The sequence below is a fragment of the Egbenema bharatensis FJBBOT/2019 genome (assembly GCF_048077055.1).
GTDB classification, from domain to species: Bacteria; Cyanobacteriota; Cyanobacteriia; order Elainellales; family Elainellaceae; genus Egbenema; species Egbenema bharatensis.
In genome coordinates this window covers 1,131,673-1,149,296 of sequence record NZ_CP182236.1, presented here as the reverse complement: position 1 = coordinate 1,149,296, position 17,624 = coordinate 1,131,673, and the positions used below count along the sequence as shown (strand labels likewise).

19 protein-coding genes are annotated in these 17,624 nt (G+C 50.3%); 10 read left to right on the top strand and 9 right to left on the bottom strand.

Going from position 1 to position 17,624, the window contains the following annotated elements:
• The first annotated feature begins 30 nt into the window (after positions 1 to 30).
• Both ACM1PF_RS05485 and ACM1PF_RS05480 read left to right on the top strand, forming a co-directional pair.
• The gene (locus tag ACM1PF_RS05485) at positions 31 to 417 is read left to right on the top strand and encodes a YqhA family protein (protein ID WP_416672943.1); all 387 of its coding nucleotides are present in this window, start codon (positions 31 to 33) and stop codon (positions 415 to 417) included.
• A complete protein-coding gene (locus ACM1PF_RS05480; RefSeq protein ID WP_416672940.1) occupies positions 398 to 2,065 on the top strand; it encodes a SulP family inorganic anion transporter in 1,668 nt (555 codons plus the stop codon). Before ACM1PF_RS05485 ends, ACM1PF_RS05480 begins: the two co-directional genes overlap by 20 nt.
• A 90-nt stretch (positions 2,066 to 2,155) precedes the next feature.
• On the opposite strand, the gene ACM1PF_RS05475 is transcribed toward ACM1PF_RS05480, so the two are convergent.
• Entirely contained in the window at positions 2,156 to 3,460 is a 1,305-nt protein-coding gene (locus ACM1PF_RS05475) for a YegS/Rv2252/BmrU family lipid kinase (RefSeq protein WP_416672938.1), read from the bottom strand.
• Positions 3,461 to 3,936: 476 nt separating this feature from the next.
• On the opposite strand from ACM1PF_RS05475, the gene ACM1PF_RS05470 reads away from it, so the two are divergent.
• Positions 3,937 to 4,569, top strand: a complete 633-nt coding sequence (locus ACM1PF_RS05470) for a hypothetical protein (RefSeq protein ID WP_416672935.1) — start codon at positions 3,937 to 3,939, stop codon at positions 4,567 to 4,569.
• 45 nt (positions 4,570 to 4,614) lie between these two features.
• Positions 4,615 to 5,556 carry a YihY/virulence factor BrkB family protein gene (locus ACM1PF_RS05465; RefSeq protein ID WP_416672932.1) on the top strand — a complete coding sequence of 314 codons (942 nt, stop codon included), beginning with the start codon at positions 4,615 to 4,617 and terminating at the stop codon, positions 5,554 to 5,556.
• 21 nt (positions 5,557 to 5,577) lie between these two features.
• Here the strand turns inward: ACM1PF_RS05465 and ACM1PF_RS05460 are convergent, their stop codons facing one another.
• Complete coding sequence (locus tag ACM1PF_RS05460) at positions 5,578 to 6,012, bottom strand: DUF29 domain-containing protein (protein ID WP_416672930.1); 435 nt, start codon at positions 6,010 to 6,012, stop codon at positions 5,578 to 5,580.
• Positions 6,013 to 6,085: 73 nt separating this feature from the next.
• Between ACM1PF_RS05460 and ACM1PF_RS05455 the strand changes: the two genes are divergently transcribed.
• Complete coding sequence (locus tag ACM1PF_RS05455) at positions 6,086 to 6,316, top strand: hypothetical protein (protein ID WP_416672928.1); 231 nt, start codon at positions 6,086 to 6,088, stop codon at positions 6,314 to 6,316.
• On the opposite strand, the gene ACM1PF_RS05450 is transcribed toward ACM1PF_RS05455, so the two are convergent.
• The 4 genes from ACM1PF_RS05450 to ACM1PF_RS05435 form a co-directional block, all read right to left on the bottom strand.
• Entirely contained in the window at positions 6,294 to 7,118 is an 825-nt protein-coding gene (locus tag ACM1PF_RS05450) for a calcium-binding protein (protein ID WP_416672926.1), read from the bottom strand. The genes ACM1PF_RS05455 and ACM1PF_RS05450 overlap by 23 nt on opposite strands.
• Before the next feature lie 240 nt (positions 7,119 to 7,358).
• Positions 7,359 to 7,667: a hypothetical protein gene (locus tag ACM1PF_RS05445; protein ID WP_416672923.1), complete on the bottom strand. Its 309-nt coding sequence runs from the start codon at positions 7,665 to 7,667 to the stop codon at positions 7,359 to 7,361.
• Between the two features lie 233 nt (positions 7,668 to 7,900).
• Positions 7,901 to 9,313 (bottom strand): HAMP domain-containing sensor histidine kinase, encoded by a 1,413-nt coding sequence (locus tag ACM1PF_RS05440; RefSeq protein ID WP_416672922.1) that lies wholly within the window; start codon positions 9,311 to 9,313, stop codon positions 7,901 to 7,903.
• Positions 9,313 to 10,014: a response regulator gene (locus ACM1PF_RS05435; protein WP_416672920.1), complete on the bottom strand. Its 702-nt coding sequence runs from the start codon at positions 10,012 to 10,014 to the stop codon at positions 9,313 to 9,315. Before ACM1PF_RS05435 ends, ACM1PF_RS05440 begins: the two co-directional genes overlap by 1 nt.
• Before the next feature lie 75 nt (positions 10,015 to 10,089).
• Here ACM1PF_RS05435 and ACM1PF_RS05430 point away from each other — a divergent pair, with 75 nt between their 5' ends.
• Together ACM1PF_RS05430 and ACM1PF_RS05425 are read left to right on the top strand one after the other, a co-directional pair.
• On the top strand, positions 10,090 to 10,308 hold the full coding sequence (locus tag ACM1PF_RS05430; protein ID WP_416672917.1) for a ribbon-helix-helix domain-containing protein: 219 nt from the start codon (positions 10,090 to 10,092) through the stop codon (positions 10,306 to 10,308).
• A gap of 332 nt (positions 10,309 to 10,640) precedes the next feature.
• Entirely contained in the window at positions 10,641 to 11,285 is a 645-nt protein-coding gene (locus tag ACM1PF_RS05425) for a hypothetical protein (RefSeq protein WP_416672915.1), read from the top strand.
• Between the two features lie 36 nt (positions 11,286 to 11,321).
• Here the strand turns inward: ACM1PF_RS05425 and ACM1PF_RS05420 are convergent, their stop codons facing one another.
• Positions 11,322 to 12,227, bottom strand: a complete 906-nt coding sequence (locus tag ACM1PF_RS05420) for an Rpn family recombination-promoting nuclease/putative transposase (protein WP_416672912.1) — start codon at positions 12,225 to 12,227, stop codon at positions 11,322 to 11,324.
• Positions 12,228 to 12,550: 323 nt separating this feature from the next.
• On the opposite strand from ACM1PF_RS05420, the gene ACM1PF_RS05415 reads away from it, so the two are divergent.
• Entirely contained in the window at positions 12,551 to 12,799 is a 249-nt protein-coding gene (locus tag ACM1PF_RS05415; protein ID WP_416672911.1) for a hypothetical protein, read from the top strand.
• Between the two features lie 260 nt (positions 12,800 to 13,059).
• Here the strand turns inward: ACM1PF_RS05415 and ACM1PF_RS05410 are convergent, their stop codons facing one another.
• Both ACM1PF_RS05410 and ACM1PF_RS05405 read right to left on the bottom strand, forming a co-directional pair.
• Entirely contained in the window at positions 13,060 to 14,547 is a 1,488-nt protein-coding gene (locus tag ACM1PF_RS05410) for a sensor histidine kinase (protein ID WP_416672909.1), read from the bottom strand.
• Between the two features lie 2 nt (positions 14,548 to 14,549).
• Positions 14,550 to 15,227, bottom strand: a complete 678-nt coding sequence (locus tag ACM1PF_RS05405) for a response regulator transcription factor (protein ID WP_416672906.1) — start codon at positions 15,225 to 15,227, stop codon at positions 14,550 to 14,552.
• Between the two features lie 163 nt (positions 15,228 to 15,390).
• On the opposite strand from ACM1PF_RS05405, the gene ACM1PF_RS05400 reads away from it, so the two are divergent.
• Together ACM1PF_RS05400 and ACM1PF_RS05395 are read left to right on the top strand one after the other, a co-directional pair.
• On the top strand, positions 15,391 to 16,029 hold the full coding sequence (locus ACM1PF_RS05400) for a hypothetical protein (protein ID WP_416672903.1): 639 nt from the start codon (positions 15,391 to 15,393) through the stop codon (positions 16,027 to 16,029).
• Positions 16,030 to 16,363: 334 nt separating this feature from the next.
• Positions 16,364 to 17,020 (top strand): response regulator transcription factor, encoded by a 657-nt coding sequence (locus tag ACM1PF_RS05395; RefSeq protein ID WP_416672901.1) that lies wholly within the window; start codon positions 16,364 to 16,366, stop codon positions 17,018 to 17,020.
• Positions 17,021 to 17,624: the final 604 nt, after the last annotated feature.

Here is a 17,624-nt window from a genome sequence, read left to right as displayed (position 1 = left end):
TTTTAAGGGGGAACTATTCCATCGGAAACCATGAACCGTCTTTTATTAAGTAGCCGTTATCTGGTTAACCTGGCCGTAATCGCTGCCCTAGTTGGAGCGACGGCTATTTTGATATATGGGCTATTTGTATTAGCCCATATCATGATCGTTTTAATCAATTCCCATGACTTTACCCGTGAGGCCATAAACACTATAACCCTGAGTTTTATTCAGTCAATTGATCTACTGTTTCTGAGTATTGCCCTGTATATTATTGCCCTAGGTCTTTACCATTTGTTTATTGATCGTTCCCTGCGTCTACCAAACTGGCTTAAAATTGACGATTTTGATGAGTTAAAAGTGATCCTAGTGAGCAACGAGTGCGACTATCTATCTAATTCATATAATCGAAAACCCTATGGCAAGTTCAATATCTAAACAACTACAACCTTCTCCCAACTGGGGAGCAGATGGAAGTGCCGCACTCACCAACACGCTGACGATGATCCCCGATGCCCTGGCGAACGCGCTGCTGATGGGGGTCAATCCAGTCTATGGGCTGCATGCCTTGATGGTGGGAACTCCCCTGGGAGCACTGATTAGCGGGTCTGAGTTCATGACCATTAATGCTACGGGTGCGATGGCGGTGGTCACGGCGGGTGTGCTGGCAGACTTCAGGTCAGAGCAGCAAGGGACTGTCCTTGTGACGCTGACGGTGCTGATCGGAGTCTTTCAAATATTACTGGGGCTGTTTCGCCTGGATGGCTTTCTCCGTTTCGTTTCCAATGCCGTCCTGACTGGATTTATGAATGGAATTGCCGTTGCAATCGTTCTAGGACAACTCGGTGATTTGACTGGATACAAAAGTGAGGCTGGAAATCGCATTACTCGAACTCTCGATTTGCTACTGAACCTGAATCAAATAGACATCCCAACTACTGTAATCGGAGTAAGCGCGATCGCCCTGATCTTGGTTTTAGCGCGTACCCGCCTGATGCAATTTAACCTGGTACTGGCATTGCTCATCATCACAGGGTTGGTCTCCCTGTGGCAACCTGCCTCTGTTCAACTGGTGAAGGATATTTCCCCCGTCCCACAATCGCTGCCGATGCCTGTCCTTCCCGACCTTTCCCTCATCCCCCAGGTGTTCCTCGGAGCGATCGCAGTCGCCTTAGTTGGTTTAATTCAGGGGGCTGGGGTAGGCAAAACCATTCCCAACGCAGATGGACGGTACGGCAAAGCCTGGCAAGATTTTCTGGCTCAAGGGGTGTGCAACCTTGGGTCTGGCTTTTTCCGGGGTATTCCACTGGGAGGGAGTGTGTCTGGCACCGCCATTAACATCAGTGCCGGAGCCGTATCACGCTGGGCGATCGTGCTGGTGGGGTCGCTGGTGATCTTAGCCGTGCTGGTGTTTGGTCGGATTGTGGAGCAGTTTCCGCTGCCTGCGATCGCAGCTTTACTCGTCGTTGCGGGGTATCAGTCGTTCAACGTTGGGAAATGGCAGGATGTGTGGGACACGGGCTGGGTTCCCAGGATCGTCATGCTAGCAACCTTCGTAGCAACACTACTGCTGCCCATTCAAAACGCCGTCCTGTTGGGGATTGTCCTGTCAATCCTACTGTATATTTACCAATCCTCTCTGGATGTGCAGGTGAAGCAGATCCTGCCAGCGAATGCAGGGCAATCCTTCCGGGAACATCCTGCACCTGCTAATCTCCCCCCTAATGCCATTACCATTTTGCACATCTACGGCAGCGTCTTCTACGCCAGTGCAGACATTCTGCGAAAAGCTTTGCCCTCCCCCTACACCGCAGATCGATCAGTCGTTATCCTGGGCTTACGGGGGCGCAACGAACTGGGTAGCACCTTTATCAACCTGCTGAAACGCTATGCCGATGAACTGTGTACTCGCAATAGTAAACTGATGCTGACAGGGGTTGCCCCCAGTGTGATTAAACAGCTTACTAAAACAGGCATCACTGATACCATTCCCCCCTCCGACATCTTCCCCGCCACGGCTATCCTCGGAGAATCCCTCCAACAAGCACAAACCGCTGCTGAAGAGTGGCTTATGACTCTCAGATAAGAACACACACCTCAGCGATTTGGCCCAGTTGGCGAACTAAGAGGACATTATACCTGGAGTATTTTATACCTGGAATATTTCCTCAGAATTCTAGAGCGTAACAAGTGGTGCAAAAACCGTCAAACCCTTCGGAATGCATACAAACTCGATCGGGTTCGCTTCCAGGATTTCTCCATCAACGACCAACGTTTGAGCAGGTTCTGTCGTCACCTTTAAGCGTGAGGTTCGCAAACACAGAAGATCGTCGCGCTGAGTGGGATTGCCGACGGCCGCAGAAGCCACCAGGGAGGCAAAAGCATTTAGCCCCTGCAAGCGCGTTTTGCTAATGGCGATCGTCACTTCCAGCAAGCCGTCATCTGGAATCACCTCGCCCAAACCTTGAGCCAGGACTGAAGTGGGCGGCGCAACATTGGCAACGGTGATGGCGGTCGTACTGAGATGGGTCGTCTGTCCATCAATTTCTAAAGTCGCTTCAAAGGGTTGGGCGGTTGCTAGCTGTTGGGCTCCTGCCAGTACGTAGGCGAGGGAACCAATTCGGTTTTTCAGTTCTCGGTTAGCTCGGTTCACCATGCCCGCCTCAAACCCTAAGCCTGCCAGCAAGATCATCGGAATATCATTACAGCGAGCCGCATCCACCACATGGGTATTGCTGGCCAGAATCGTTTCACAGGCAGCCCGAAGATTGGTCGGAATTCCCAAACCAACGGAAAAGGCATTGGCCGTACCTCGCGGAATAATTCCCAACGGAATGCCCGTGCCGATCGTCGCCCCAGCAACAGCGGATACGGTTCCATCCCCGCCAGACGCAATAATCAAACTGCCCCCGAGTTCATGTTCATTCTTGGATTGAATATTGGCAATCACCGCCCTCGCCTGATCTGCCGGATCAACATCCGGTTGGGTCATGATCACATTGACTAAAATTTGCGGTTCTAGGATTTCCCGAATCATGGCTAAAGCTAGATTCGGATTCCCCTGCCCTGCGACTGGATTAAAAATTAAGTAGGCAATCTGACTCTTGGCTAACCCCCGCAGCAGCAGGGTGGCAGACATTTCATTTAAGGCGATCGGGATGCTTTGCAATTGGCAGGCGTGCAGCACCACTGCAAAACTGGGATGACCCGTTGTCAGCATTTGAGAATCTGCAAAAAACAGAACGCCTGCGATGTCTCCTGCAAGAATCTGTGCCGCCAGTTCAATATCGCCCCCCTGATCCGCCGATCGCAGAGAGACCAGATCAATTCCCGTGACATCCCATCCCTGTTTAATCCGTTCAGCAATTTCTGCGGTCGCTCGAATCTGAAAATGCGTTAGAACTCGCTGATTTTTAGATAACCAATCAAGCAGGCGATCGACTTGAGGGGAATGGGCGAGGATGGCAAGGGTACTGGGCATATTGTCTGTTTAATTGGGTTCTAATGATGGTTTAGGCAAACAGCATTACTGAATTGATTGAACTAATTTAGGGAAAAGAAGTGGAATTAAGTCATTAATTATAGTCTCTAGCTTCTAATCTTTTCTTGTTTTCAAGATCCTGTCAACACCGTGATTATAGTCAAGCTAGTTTTAATGAATTCAAAAATCTGTTTCCTATCTATTTCATATTTTCTTTGTGTAGAGTCTGGATAGGGAGTTTTTTCAGGGTTTCAAGCAGAGGTTTGGGATGCAGCCCGCTCGCCTGCCAGACAAGCATCTGCCCGACAACCGCAAAAGCGGATGCTCTCAGCACTTTATTTATATTGGATTGATCTTTGAAAGGATCAAACAGATTTTGAATATTAAATTGTGTTAAAAGATAGGGGATAAAGTCTCTATTCCTTTCGCTAAAATGGATGGTGGGAATATCGATTTGATTATGAATAGACCTGATTATGAATAGAGCAATTTTGCGATGGATAAACCGATCGATTGCCACTGGATTGATCGGTGTTGGTTTACTGGCTTTAGAATCGACCTTTTCTTCGGCTCAGGCCGCACAACAACTTTTCTGTAGCGGTCAAATGAATAGCGGCTGGAGCTATACCGCTGAGTTTCTGGATGGGCGTTTTACTCATATTCGCTGGGAGCGATCGGGGCAACCTCCCCAAATGACTCCCCTGACCTTTGTGGCCAACAATATTCAGGGACAGCCTGTATATAAAGGTTCGCTGATGGCGGCAGTGTCTGTAACGTTAGTGGATTTGTCCGGCGGAGGTGTGGGGCAAGGGTCAGAAATTTCGGTAGGAGTTGAAGAGTGGGGATGGTCTAGAGGAACCTGCGGCACATCTCCGAATGAACGAACCGAGGCAGAGGCTCCCCTTTCGATCGCAATGGTGCAGCAAAGCTTGATGGGTGTGGAGCAAGCTCCCGCGCGGGAATGGCTGCGGCAGAATAACTTCTTCTTCACCCAGACGATGGATCACACGGATACGCGGGTTGTGGAGCGATGGAATCGAGATGCGAATCAAGCGATCGATGTGATTATTTGGAATGGTCAGGTATTTGATGTGATAGAAGTCCGTTAGCGGATTCATCTAAGCTGAATGCAGTCTTCTTGATCCATTCGTCCTATGATTCGGTATTTGCGCTCTACCATTCTGCCCTCCAGACCGGCCCAACTGTTCATCCAGACAGGGATGAAGTGGAATCAAGACAACGTTCCTGGCATGGCGGCGGCTCTAGCCTACTATACCCTCTTCTCGTTGTTTCCTTTGCTCTTGATCCTATTGAGCATCTTTGGTGCCTTTGTTGGGGCAGATACCGAGGCCTTTCAAACCATTCAAGAGTCCGTACAACGGTTTTTGCCGCCGCAGGTGCATGATCTGGTGCGGGGAACCATTATTGCCCTTAATGAAAATAGTTTTGGGGCTGGAGTCGTTGGTTCCGGTTTACTGTTGATGAGTGCCAGCACGGCCTTTGCCATCCTGAGAAATTCAGTGAACCGCATCTGGCGATCGCCCCAGGAGCCAACCCCGGATGCAGGCTCGCCGACGAAGATGGTACTGGTTTTTGTGGCGAATAAACTATTGTCCTTTTTGCTGGTTTTCGGAACTGCTTTGATCTTGTTTGCTGCTTTGTTGTCCAGCATTGCCATTAAGACGATTCTGCAACTGGTGGCAACCTTTCAGGAAACCTTTGCCTTTGTCCAGGTGGATGAATTGCAACTGACGAGAGGACTGCAGATTGGCTCATCGTTTTTCATTCTGACGTTGGTGGCCTGCGTTTTGTTCAAAATTTTGCCCGCAGCGAAGGTGTCCTGGCGGGATGTTTGGCTGGGGGCTTTACTGACGGCCCTCCTGCTGGTGGGCTTGCAACAGTTGGTGAGTAATAGCGTGATTACGATCGGCAGTCGGTTTCTCTCCTATGGAGTCATCGGCAGCGTCATGATTCTGCTATTGTGGATCTTCTTCACGTGCCAAATTTTTCTATTGGGCTGTGTATTTTCCTATACCTATGCCTATCTGTTGGGAAGTCGTCGCCATCGTTCTCCTAGCTCGCATCAGGCTGGCTAATGGCTCAAGTCAATGAATTGATTAGTTCTCCGGCAGCCAATCTTCTGCCAACACCCACTCTGGCGAATAGGGGCACACCTCTGGAAACACCGAAATCTCCATATGGGTTTGGTTTGCCGCTTGACGACGTGCGCGTTGATAACTCTTTTCCAGTTGCTCGGTAGGGTAATTCTTCAGGCTAGGACTGTCTTCGATCGTCAATTCAATCTGGGTTCGCGCATCAGTAATCGAGTCAAGCCAGCTATCTGAGCGGCGTTGCGGTTGATATTGCCACTTGAGCAGATGCAGCAAAAGACGAGTCAGTTGGCTGGCAATTTCTCGCCGTTCACTTTTGCCCAAGGACTCAACCTCTTCAATCAAATTAGGTATATCAACTTCATGCCAACGACGTTCCCGTAATAGTTCGGCTGTTTGGCTAATCCACAAGTTAAAGTCTGTTGAATACTGCTCGCGCATATGAAACCCTTACTCTAACAGCTCCAGTTTAATCGTTAGTTCTGCTTGATGTGAGTCAGTGAGGCGTGTTCCCGTGAACCAGAAACTACTGTTGAGCTTGGTGGCAATCCCAACCCTGACCGGCTCAATGCTGACGATGTTGTTAGCCAATTTAGTCTATGCGGCTGAAACAGCAAACCCCTATCAAGCCAGTACGCTTGCGCCCGAAGCGGCTTCCTGTAGTGTGCCTCCCGAACTGATGGGGTTATCCAACCCAGTGATTCGATCGCCCCTTGCTCGATCTAGTCAAAATCGGCGCGGGTGATGGAGTTTGCATTGATGCCCAGCAACAGAGCCACACGACTACCATTAGCGAGAATCAGCGTATGATTGCCCTGCTGCTGAAATAACAGGTTATTGAATTCTAGACCACCGGAAAGCCCCAGTTCATCGATTCCGCCTTGAAAGTCACGAATGATATCATTCCCTCTCGGTTGTAGGATAAACGTATCGCGGCCGGCACCGCCAATGAGCGTATCCCGCCCTGAACCACCAACCAAATCATCCTGACCGTTACCACCCCGCAGGATATCGTTGCCAGCACCGCCGAAGAGATCATCGTCACCATCACCACCGATCAGAATATCGTTTCCGGCTCCTCCAATCAGGTCGTCATCTCCACCCAGCCCAATCAGCCGATCGCGTCCTCTTCCTCCTATGAGGTCATCGGAGCCGTTGGTGCCGCGAATCACGTTGATGCGATTAGTGCTTACAAGATTAGTGCTTACAGAATTAGTGCTTACAAGATTGGTGTTTACAGGATTGGTGTTTACAGGATTGGTGTTTACAGGAGCGTCACTAGTACCCTCGCGCGTACCAATCCCATTGCTGCCACTACTATCTCCCAGGGTGATGGAGAAAGCATCAAATTCTCTATCATCAAATTCGCCGGAAACAGTCAATTGTTCGCCAACTGATACATAACGCTGGGTCGCATCGCCATAGAGATCCCAGGCATCCACTGGGAAGGTGCGATCGCCGATGTTTAAGGAAAAACCATCTTCCCATACCCGCTCGACGGTTCCAGTTAGCGAAAAGCGATTTCGTGCCCGATTCTCGTTACTCATCTCTTTCCAAATATTTTACGAAGTTGCTAGTACCAGGATGTGTTCTAAAGCTTCTAGTTGTTTGCTGAACTGCGATGATCTCCCTGAATCCCCCTTGAAAAAGGGGGACTTTGAGTTGTTCTCCTTCGTTTTTAAGGAGAGTTAGGGAGGATCAAAGGGGTTTAATTGAAAAGAAAAGTGGAGGAGGTGGAAAATTTCTTGCTGAATTCAGCCATGCCATCCACCAATCCGAAATGTTTGTCAGTTTCTCTGGCAAACCCCAACTCCATCAGGATTAGTGATGGAAAAGGCATCAAAATCACCTCCTCCAAATTCACCTGTCACCGTTAAGCGATCGCCCACACTGACATAATTTGCCGTAGAATCACCGCAAAGATCCCAGGAATCAACCCGGAGGGTGCGATCGCCTGTATTTAACCGAAAGCCATCCTCCCAGACACGCTGCACGGTTCCGGTAAAAGAATTGTCTTGCTGCGCGTAGGCATTGGACATTACATTCGCAACAATCAAACCACTGAGCGTCATCAGTACTGCTGTAAATAATTTCATTGCGATAATCCTCCATTTCCTGTGTCTATTGCGTTGAGGATGAAACGGCGTTCCTTAGGGCATTGTTTTGGGGCAACACCTGGAAGTAAATAACGTTCCATCCGCGCGTTCAGCCTGTATCGGTGAACTGAACTTAGTCTAAAAGTTGAGTAGTAAGAGAATCGTAGGAAAATGGTAAGAAAGCTCTTACGATGCCATATAGGGGAGCTTCGCTTTTTCTTTATGCGTTTGTCTTAGCCAATCTGACTCTGGCTGTAGTTGGGAAAGGTGACTGTGAAGGTTGTGCCGTATCCGGGCTGGCTTTGAACTGCGATCGCCCCGTGGTGGCGGTGGACAATTTCCTGAGCGATCGCCAGTCCCAACCCCGTTCCCCCCATCGCGCGAGAACGCGACTTTTCGACTCGATAAAATCGCTCAAACAGATGGGACAAATGCTCTGGTGAGATCCCTATCCCGCTATCACTCACGCTGACCTGAATGCCATGGTCGTGAACGATTGCGGTTAAACTGACCTTACCCTGCTCGGGAGTATATTTCACCGCATTGTCGAGCAGATTAAGAAACAGTCGAATCAGATGATCTGGACTCCCTTGAATCTGAAGGTTGGGTGCGATGTGAGTTGAAAACTGAAGCTGCTGAAGATCGGTTAACGGTTGCATTTGCTCGGCGATCGCCGCTAATAAGTCACTCAGATCAATGGGTTCTAAATGCACGTCTTGATGGCGCTGCTCCAGCCGAGAGAGGAGTAGGAGATCGTTACTGAGACGAATCAACCGATCGACTTCTTGCTCAATCGCTTGCAGGGTTTCCTCATACATCTCTACGGTACGCGGTTGGCTCAGCGCCACATGCAATCGTCCCTTAAGGGCGGTCAAGGGTGTGCGGAGTTCATGGGATGCATCAGCCGTAAATCGCTTTTCATGCTCAAAGGTTTCTTGCAGTGAATCCAGCATCTCATCAAATATCGTGGCCAGCCGTTCCAATTCATCATTGGTTGTGCCCTGATAATGAATGCGCTGAGTCAGATCGCCGCTAACCCTGACTTGTTGTGCCATTTGAGTGATTTGACCAATCGGTTTAAGGGCACGGTTCGCCAGAAACAACCCGCCTAAACCAACCATGCCGAGGAGCAGCGGAACTTTCAGGAGGTGTTGATTCAACAGGTTTTGTAAGGTAATGTCAACGGGTTGTAGGGAACGCGCTACCTTTAACCAACCGGGGGGTCTGTCATCGCGCGGCAGGATTGCCTGAGTATAAATTCGCCACCGTCCGTCGTCAGTGGCGAGCGTCTTAAACCCAGGCTGTAAGCTCTGCGGAGCCAGTAACATCAGTGAATTGCCAAAGTGCTCTTTGACAGAACCATCTTGTCCCAGCAAATAAATCTCGACTCCTGCATCATTCAACAACGAAGCTAGAACCGGAGCTTCCTGGCGAGGGTCAAACGCTAGGACATCAATCTCATCATCGAGATTTTTCAAGGCTTGAATGGTCGTGACTTCTAGCGAGTTGTCAATTTGATCGAACAACGTCTGACGAAACTCAAGATACATGAAACCATCTGACACCAGCATAGACAGCCCTGCCAGCATGCTATACCAGGCGATCAGGCGTAACCGCAGATTTTGCCAGGGTTTTCGGTACTTCATTATGGCTCAAACTCGGACATCAGACGTTCATCGTCGGCATTAATCCGATATCCTACACCCCGCACTGTTTGAATCAGCGAAGCAGGCTCGTTCCGATCGATTTTGCGCCGCAGGTATCCGATGTAGACATCAATCACTTTAAAGTCTCCATAGAAATCAAAGCTCCAGACATGCTGGGCAATTTGCGTGCGGCTGAGAACCTGGTTAGGATGGCGCATCAGGTATTCTAACAAGGAAAACTCGCGGGGGCTAAGTTCGATCAGGCGATCGCCCCGTTTTACCAAGCGTTGGACTGTATCCATCTGGAGATTCCCCACCTGGAGCACCACATCAGTCTGGAGGGGAGGTCGCCTCAATAATGCCCGCAACCGAGCCAGTAACTCAGTGAAGTCAAACGGCTTAATCAGGTAATCATCGGCTCCTGCATCTAAACCCAACACCCGATCCTGTACCGTGTCCAGTGCCGTTAACAACAGTACCGGGGTCTGCAATCCTCGTTGGCGCAGATCTTTCAATACGCTGAGACCATCCAATTCAGGAAGCAAGACATCTAGCACAATGACATCGTAATCAGCGGCGATCGCGTAGTTGATTCCGTCACGACCATTGGAGGCGATATCCACGGCGTACCCCGCTTCGTTCAGGCCCTGATGGATAAACCTGGAAATACCTGCGTCATCTTCTACGACTAATACGCGCATATCCGGCGAACTTGTGCTCCCCAATTAATCCATATTCATAGTTTAAAGTAGCCGGTAGTCTGATAAGAGGGCTATATGAGTATCAGTCTTACTCCTGATCAAGAACGCTTTGTTCAAACCAAGCTGCAAGGGGGTAAGTATGGCTCTGTTGAAGAAATTTTGGAAATTGCATTGCGGTGGCTTGATGAGTACAATCGCTGTAAAGCAGAGTGGGTTGAAGATGTGCAAGTCAAGCTTGATGCGGCGATCGAAGGGATGGTGCAGCATTGGCAGATCTTCGGGCGGAAAAACTGAGCCAACCAGAATGCTGGAAGGGGCGCAATCGAGCGACTCCTGCGCAAATCCGGTTTAACCGTTAGTTCTGCTCCGATTTGAGGTGAGAACTCATTCAGAGCCTTCTCTTTCCAGCGAAGAACGATCGGCTAATCTCAGGTCATCTCAGGGATTTTTGTTCGATCGCCCCCCTAGATCTGGAGGAGCTGAATTGAAAACACTCCAGATTTAGCGGATATGCGGGAGTGGTTTCCTTTGAGATGGGTAAAAGTGTGCCAAAATTGCCAAAGCGATATACTATTATTTCTCAGTACCCTTGATCCAGTTGATGTGAGTCAGTGAGGCGTGTTCCCGTGAACCAGAAACTACTGTTGAGCTTGGTGGCAATCCCAACCCTGACCGGCTCAATGCTGACGATGTTGTTAGCCAATTTAGTCTATGCGGCTGAAACAGCAAACCCCTATCAAGCCAGTACGCTTGCGCCCGAAGCGGCTTCCTGTAGTGTGCCTCCCGAACTGATGGGGTTATCCAACCCAGTGATTCGATCGCCCCATGATGGAACCCTCGTGGCTACTGCGATCGAAATTCCGGTGGAGATGCCGCCTGAGCAGCCGTTGGAGTATCCCGTTTTAGATTTCAGTGAGGCTGAGAGTGATGCGGCAGTCGCCCTGTTTGGTTGTGATTGTCCGGCCTGCATCAATGCCCTCCGGCAACTCCGCCGCCAACCGCCTGCCCCAATGACGTTAACCAGCCGCCGATTGGCTCCGACGAATCCCTCCAGTGGCCCATTTGTCTCCGATCGCCCCATTGTTCCCGGTCGCCAAGACATTCCAGGGAGTCAGTTGATTGCCAGTAGTCAAGTTGTCCCCGTCAGCGATCAAGACCTGTCTCACAGCGTACAGGGGCATTGCTGGGTAAACCTGCAACGGCGATCGACTCCAGAGGATATCCAAAATGTGCTTCAAAATTTGGAGGCGGAGGAAGCGAATCAGGATTAATTTTTGCCGTTTGCCTTCTCTGCCATCAACCACACTTCACCATTCACCAGGGTTTGCAGCTAACCAGGTTTCCAAATTGGCGAGCGATGTAAAATCCAGCAGTTCCTCACCCAGGGCTTCGAGTTGAGTGAAGGAAAGGGACTGGATTTGAGCGGTGCATGAGGCGGGAAGAGTCTGGTTCAGACGACGAGTCAGTTGTCGAAGCACCAGATTGACTTCAGACTGTTTGGCTTCCTGGCGAACTTCCTGGCGAACTTCCTGGCGAACTTCCTGGCGAACTTCCTGGCGAACTTCCTGGCGAACTTCCTGGCGCGCTTCTTCTTTCAACTCCTGGTAAATCACTGATTCTTGCATGAGTTCTCTCCGTAGCACTCGTCGGATGGTTTCTTGATTTAATACTAACCCAGCCATAATTCCTGTCGCTGCTGCCAGGTTACTTTTTTCGGTTGGATTACCGATGCCCTCGATCGCCTGCGCAACTTGTTGTAAAGCTCCAACTCGATCGGTTGTTTCCGTTAATGCAGCATAGGGCAGGAGTCCTGGACGTTGGAGAAATGGCTCAATCGGTTGTTCCCAGAGCCGCATCACCTGAAATTCATGGCGCAGGGTGTCTAGCTCAAAGGTGGTTTGCTGTACCAGGTCAGACTCCGTAGGACGCAGGTAAATCACGACTTGCACCATGCGTTTGTTGGGGAAGCGACGATACACGCGCAGTCGATAATCCGCCATGCGGAAGGGCATGGTTGGGTCTGGAGCGGTCTGAAATTCGCAGTGCAGTACCAGGTCATCGGATTGCAGCAAGATTAGGGCATCGGCGCGAATCGGTTCGAGGGACAGTTCAGAGGAACTGAGTTCAGTCAGGGCGATCGGTTTGCCAATGAGCCAGGTGGCAAAGTCTTCTGGAAACTGTTCTACGAGAAATTTGGAAACATTATCAAACATAAAACTTCACGGAGAAAGTCGATCGAACCGTAACATTTGTGACTTGATTTGCTCGATCGATTAATGTTACGCTCTTCAGCTATAGCTATCTTTTGGGTTCCCTAAATCTGCGAGATGGCTGCTTCACCTAGAGACGACTTCTCTAGCGGAGGCCAAGCGTGCCCTGACAAGCTTACGCTCGACCTCCTCACCTCAGACTAACGAGACTAGTCCTCGGCTAGGGTGTATGATAGCACCCGATGCTCTTGGCTTGTGCTGTCTGAAAAAGCTGAGAGCCAGTCTCTAGGGTTTCTTCAAACCCTGGAACAAAGGAAATTATTCATATGTCCGACAAATTTTTCGGTCAGCCTCCAGTTGGCGATCGGCTGATTTCCCCTGCCCGTCGTTCCGTCAAAATTTTGATGATTGGACAACCGGAAGATGTGGAACTGACGATCGCCCGTCTGCATCAGTGTGGCTTTTGCCGAGTCGAAGATTGGTCAAAACCCTTACCCTTCTCGCAAATTCAAGAGGCAACCACCAAAGAACCCGGAGAAGTGATGCGAATCTACAAGCGATCGATGACCCTCTAACGGCATTCTCGTGTTTCTGATTATTACTTCTATTGTGGTGGTTTACTTCTAAGAAGGGCGCACAGCGGTACGCCCCTACCAGATCTCGTCTTTATTAACCTCTTGTGGGGTGGGCATCTTGCCCGCCCAGCCATCTCACCCTGAACCTCTTGTGGGGAAGGGCGCACAGCGGTACGCCCCTACCAGATCTTCCCATGATTAACCTCTTGTGGGGTGGGCATCTTGCCTGCCCAGTCAACCATCTAGAACGCCAACAAATCCTAATCCTTTAACGGTAACGTCAACGTTAACGCCGTTTGACCCTCGATCGCCTCATTCAGAATCAGATCCCCATTATGAGCACGAGCAATTTCCCGTGACAAACTCAGTCCTAATCCGACTCCTTCCACCTTGCGATTTCGAGCCGGATCACCCCGATAAAATCGATCGAAAATTCGATCGCGTTCACCGTCAGGAATTGGGTTAGAGGCATTCGTCACCGTAATTCGTACTGATTGATCCTGCTGCTGTCCTTGGATCTGAATCCAACCATTCGGTAAGTTGTACTTAATAGCATTGCTAATCAAGTTTTGTAAGACCTGCATCAGTAAGTCTCGATCGCCCCAAACCCAGAGATGATCCGCAATATCCATCTGCACCGTCAAGTGGGGAGCCAGCAGTTCCATATCTTCCAGCATTACCGTCAGCATTTCGGATAGATCGACCGCAACCGTGTATAAACTCATCTGTCCAGCATCGGCCAGAGAGAGGAGTAAGAGTTTGCGAACAATTCCATTCAGCCGACTAACTTCATCCAGTAAATTGCTCAGATTCTGCTGTAATTCTGATCCGGGTTCTGCGTGCTGCATGGCCCGTTCCAATTCTCCCTGCAAAATTGCCAAGGGTGTTTTCAGTTCATGGGCTGCATCCCCACTGAAGCGAGAAGCCTGCTTAAAACTACGTTCCAACCGTTCCAACATCTGGTTAAACACCTGGATCAGTTGGACAAATTCCACATCCGCCTCACCAACCGGAACCTGGCGATCGAGTCCGGTAATAGTGACGTGCTGAATTTCGGTCGTCAGTTTACGAATTGGACGGAGGGCACTTCCAGCCAGTCCCCAGGCTCCCACTGCCACCACCAGCAGGGTCCCCGAAATCGCCACTAAAAAAATATTGCGAATTGCGCCCATCTCCTGATCGATCGCCTCTAGACTCACTGCAATTACCGCCTGAGCATGGGCAGATCTGACCGCACCCACCCGCCAGCTTCCGTTGTCCAGGGTTTGAGTCCCCAAACGCGGTTCCGGGACAGGGACAGCGCCTGGAAACCGAAAGTCTGGATGAATTTCAGAGTCCTCCAGGGAATCAAACGTCCGGGGAGAGCGGCTGCGGTTTAGCTGGGGCGGCTGCGAAGCTGGAGAGGGGGGCGTTGGTAAGGCTGGAATCCGTAATTCCGCAGACCAATCCTCAGACCAATCCTCGGATTGATAGATTGGGCTGCCATTGGCATCAAGCACCTGGAGGCGAATCGGAGTTGCTACATCCGTTCCCAATTCACCGGGTAACGCTCTGACGAAGCCAGGCCACCAATCGGACAAGCGGGGACGGGCAGCCCGACGGGTTTGCTGCTCTAACCGGGCATCCAATCGACTGACTTTTGCCACGTAAATTAACCGCCAGGCGACAAAGCTAAATGCCATTAAGCTACTACCCGCCAGAACGGTCGATAGTACAGCAATGCGTAGGCGGAAGGAATTTAATTTCACGATCAAGACTCTGGATTACGAAAACGATATCCTACTCCTCGGACGCTCTCAATCCAGCTTGTGTCATTCAGGCGATCGATTTTTTTGCGAATCCGCTGAATGCAAACGTCCACCACATTGGTATTAGGATTGAAATCATACCCCCAAACGTGTTCCAAAATTTGAGTTCGGGTGAAGACGCGACCCGGAGAGCGCATCAGGTATTCCAGCAAGTTAAATTCACGGGTGGTCAGTTCCACCATTTGTTGATCGCAGGTGACTTCCCGCGTTAGCCGATCGAGCTTAATTTCTCCCACACTCAGCAGATTTTGCCGATCGCCCGCACTGCGTCGCACCACTGCATGGATCCGCGCCACCAACTCCTCTACAAAAAACGGTTTGGCAATGTAATCATCGGCTCCCAGGTTCAACCCCTCCAGGCGATCGTCCAATTCATTTCGGGCTGTGAGCAAAATCACGGGTACATTGCGCCCCGATCGCCGCAAAGATTTTAGGATAGATAGTCCATCCTTTCCCGGCACCATAATATCCAGCACAATGACATCATACTGATTGCCCATCGCCCGCTGATATCCCTCATTCCCGTTGTCGCAGTAGTCCACCACGAACCCTTGCTCCTTTAATCCAGTTTGGACAAAGTTAGCAATTTTTGGCTCATCTTCCACAAACAGGATGTGCATTGCGTCTCGATCGCTCCACTGAACACAACTGTAGGCTTTTGTCCGTTTTTACCCAAAATGACAAAACTGTAATTTAGATGGAGGGTTAAAGGTCATATTCAGGTTGCTTAATGCAGATCATAATCGACACTATCCTGTTATTCAGTTTAGGAGTGCAATGGTTGTGAATCGTGATCATTTGATGCGGCTCTCTACGGCGGTGCTCGTCGCGGCGGTGATTTTGCCTGGTGCGATCGGGTTTACTGGCACAAACCCGTCTGTAGCTCAGGAAATGATCCTGATGCCTCAAGCGGATCTACGCCCTAAGGGACAACGCGCGGAAGGGAGAAGACGCACCCGCATTGATTTTGCTGTGGCTGCGGCTCAACTGGAAACCACTGAGGCAGAACTGAAGGACGCTCTGGGAATTTCGGACAATCGGGAAGAATGGGCGAACCGAATGCGCCTGCGATGGCAAACTGCCGCCACTGAATTAAACGTCACGGAAGCTCAACTTCAGGCAGCTTTGGGGATCACGATCGATCCAGAAACGGGTCGCTTCTCCCGTCCCCCCTCTCGTCCCAACCTGGAAACGGCTGCGGCTGATCTTGGCGTGACGGAAGCCCAACTGCGGTCAGCCCTGGGACGATCGGAGCATACGTCCGGCGATCGAGCGGATCGCGCCAGAGGAAATCGCTCCTGGGGCGATCGGACAGAACGGACAGAGAGAATGCGCCAGAACCTTCAGCAAGCGGCAACTCGGTTGGGTGTAACAGAAGAACAGTTAATCGAGGCGTTGAGAGCGGGACGGGAGCAGGAGTAGTCGAGAGCATGTCACTTTTGTCGCCCTCACCCTAAATCCCTCTCCCAAAGGGCGAGGGACTTCGATCCGGTTCCCCTTCTCCCCGCTTGGGAGAAGGGGTTAGGGGATGAGGGTCAGACTTGCAAACGTGACATGCTCCCGGAGTAGTCGAGCTATTACCATCGAATCATCTATCCAGAGCAGTGGCAGGGCAACTGGCGATCGTCCCCGCTACTGCTGATTTTGGGGGGATTCTTGTGGCAAGACTAGAAAAGCGGCAAACTAGAGGAGCAACAACTTCCCGTTGTGGCGCATTCATTTAGATTGATTTCAGAGTCACTTATCCAAAATCATTATGACAGCCTCTTCTGACGCACCCATTCGAGTTTTGATTGTTGAAGACGATCCAATGATGCAGTTGGGGTTGGAGCAAACCCTATCAACTACACCCGGCATTACGGTGGTGGGACAGGCGGATGATGGCTATCGAGCCGTGGAAGAGGCTAAGCGGTTGAAGCCGGATGTGATTGTGATGGATATTGGGCTGCCTCGCCAGGATGGGATTGCGGCTACGCGACAAATTAAGGAGGCAATGCCAGAGGTTCATGTCGTCATGCTGACCTCGCACACGACTGAAAATGAGGTGATTGGCTCCCTATCCAGCGGGGCAGATGCCTACTGTGTCAAGGGAACAACGGTCGATCGCCTTTTAACGGCGATTGAGGCAGCCCAGGAGGGAGCAAGCTACCTGGATCCCCTGGTAGCCCGGCAGGTGATGGATCATCTCAAGCCCACTGCATCGGCGGAAACCGGCATCGTGGGGCAACTCTCCCAACGAGAATTGGAAGTGCTGAAGCTGATGGTCGAAGGGCTGAGTAATCCTGAAATTGCGGCGGCTCTCTACCTGAGTCCTAACACCGTCAAAACCCACGTTCGGGGCATTATGAACAAACTGGCGGTAGACGATCGAGTCCAGGCGGCGGTTGTGGCACTGCGAGCCGGATTAGTTTAGGAGCTGCCTTGTCAACGGAGCTATCTTGTCAGCGGCTTTGACCCACGTTCCAGGGATCAAGGTAAAAGTGCAATTTTTTGGCAATCAACATTAATTTTTGTAACAAAAAACCAATCCCTGTAGGTAGGTACGCTTTTACAGATTTTCTTTTTTCGGACGCTACCTATGGCGTAAGTAACAATCAAAACTGGATGAATGGGCTAAAAAGGCGGAACCTGAAAAGCCCATTTCAAGGCACTTTCAGCAAAACTCGCGTTGATTATTAACAGACGAATTTAGCCCTGAGTGACTACAATATGAATATTATCTGGCAGTAAGCAATCTAACCTGAACAGGCTTATGTTCAGGGCGGTTTTTGCTTGAATTTAGTTCCGATCGGGTTTAAGTGATCCTAGTGATGGCTTAAACAGTGAGGACTAGGCAGATGCATCAGTGAGATCATTAGTCAATACGCAGGTCAATATGCATTGGCAGATGAAGCTTCAGGTGTGAGCGAGATGGTAAAGACAGTATTAATGCTGTTTTGAAGCACTGTTTCATATTTCGACAAGTTTATCTCTACCTAGACGGTTTTTAACAAAACTGCTGGCATTGATTCACTGAC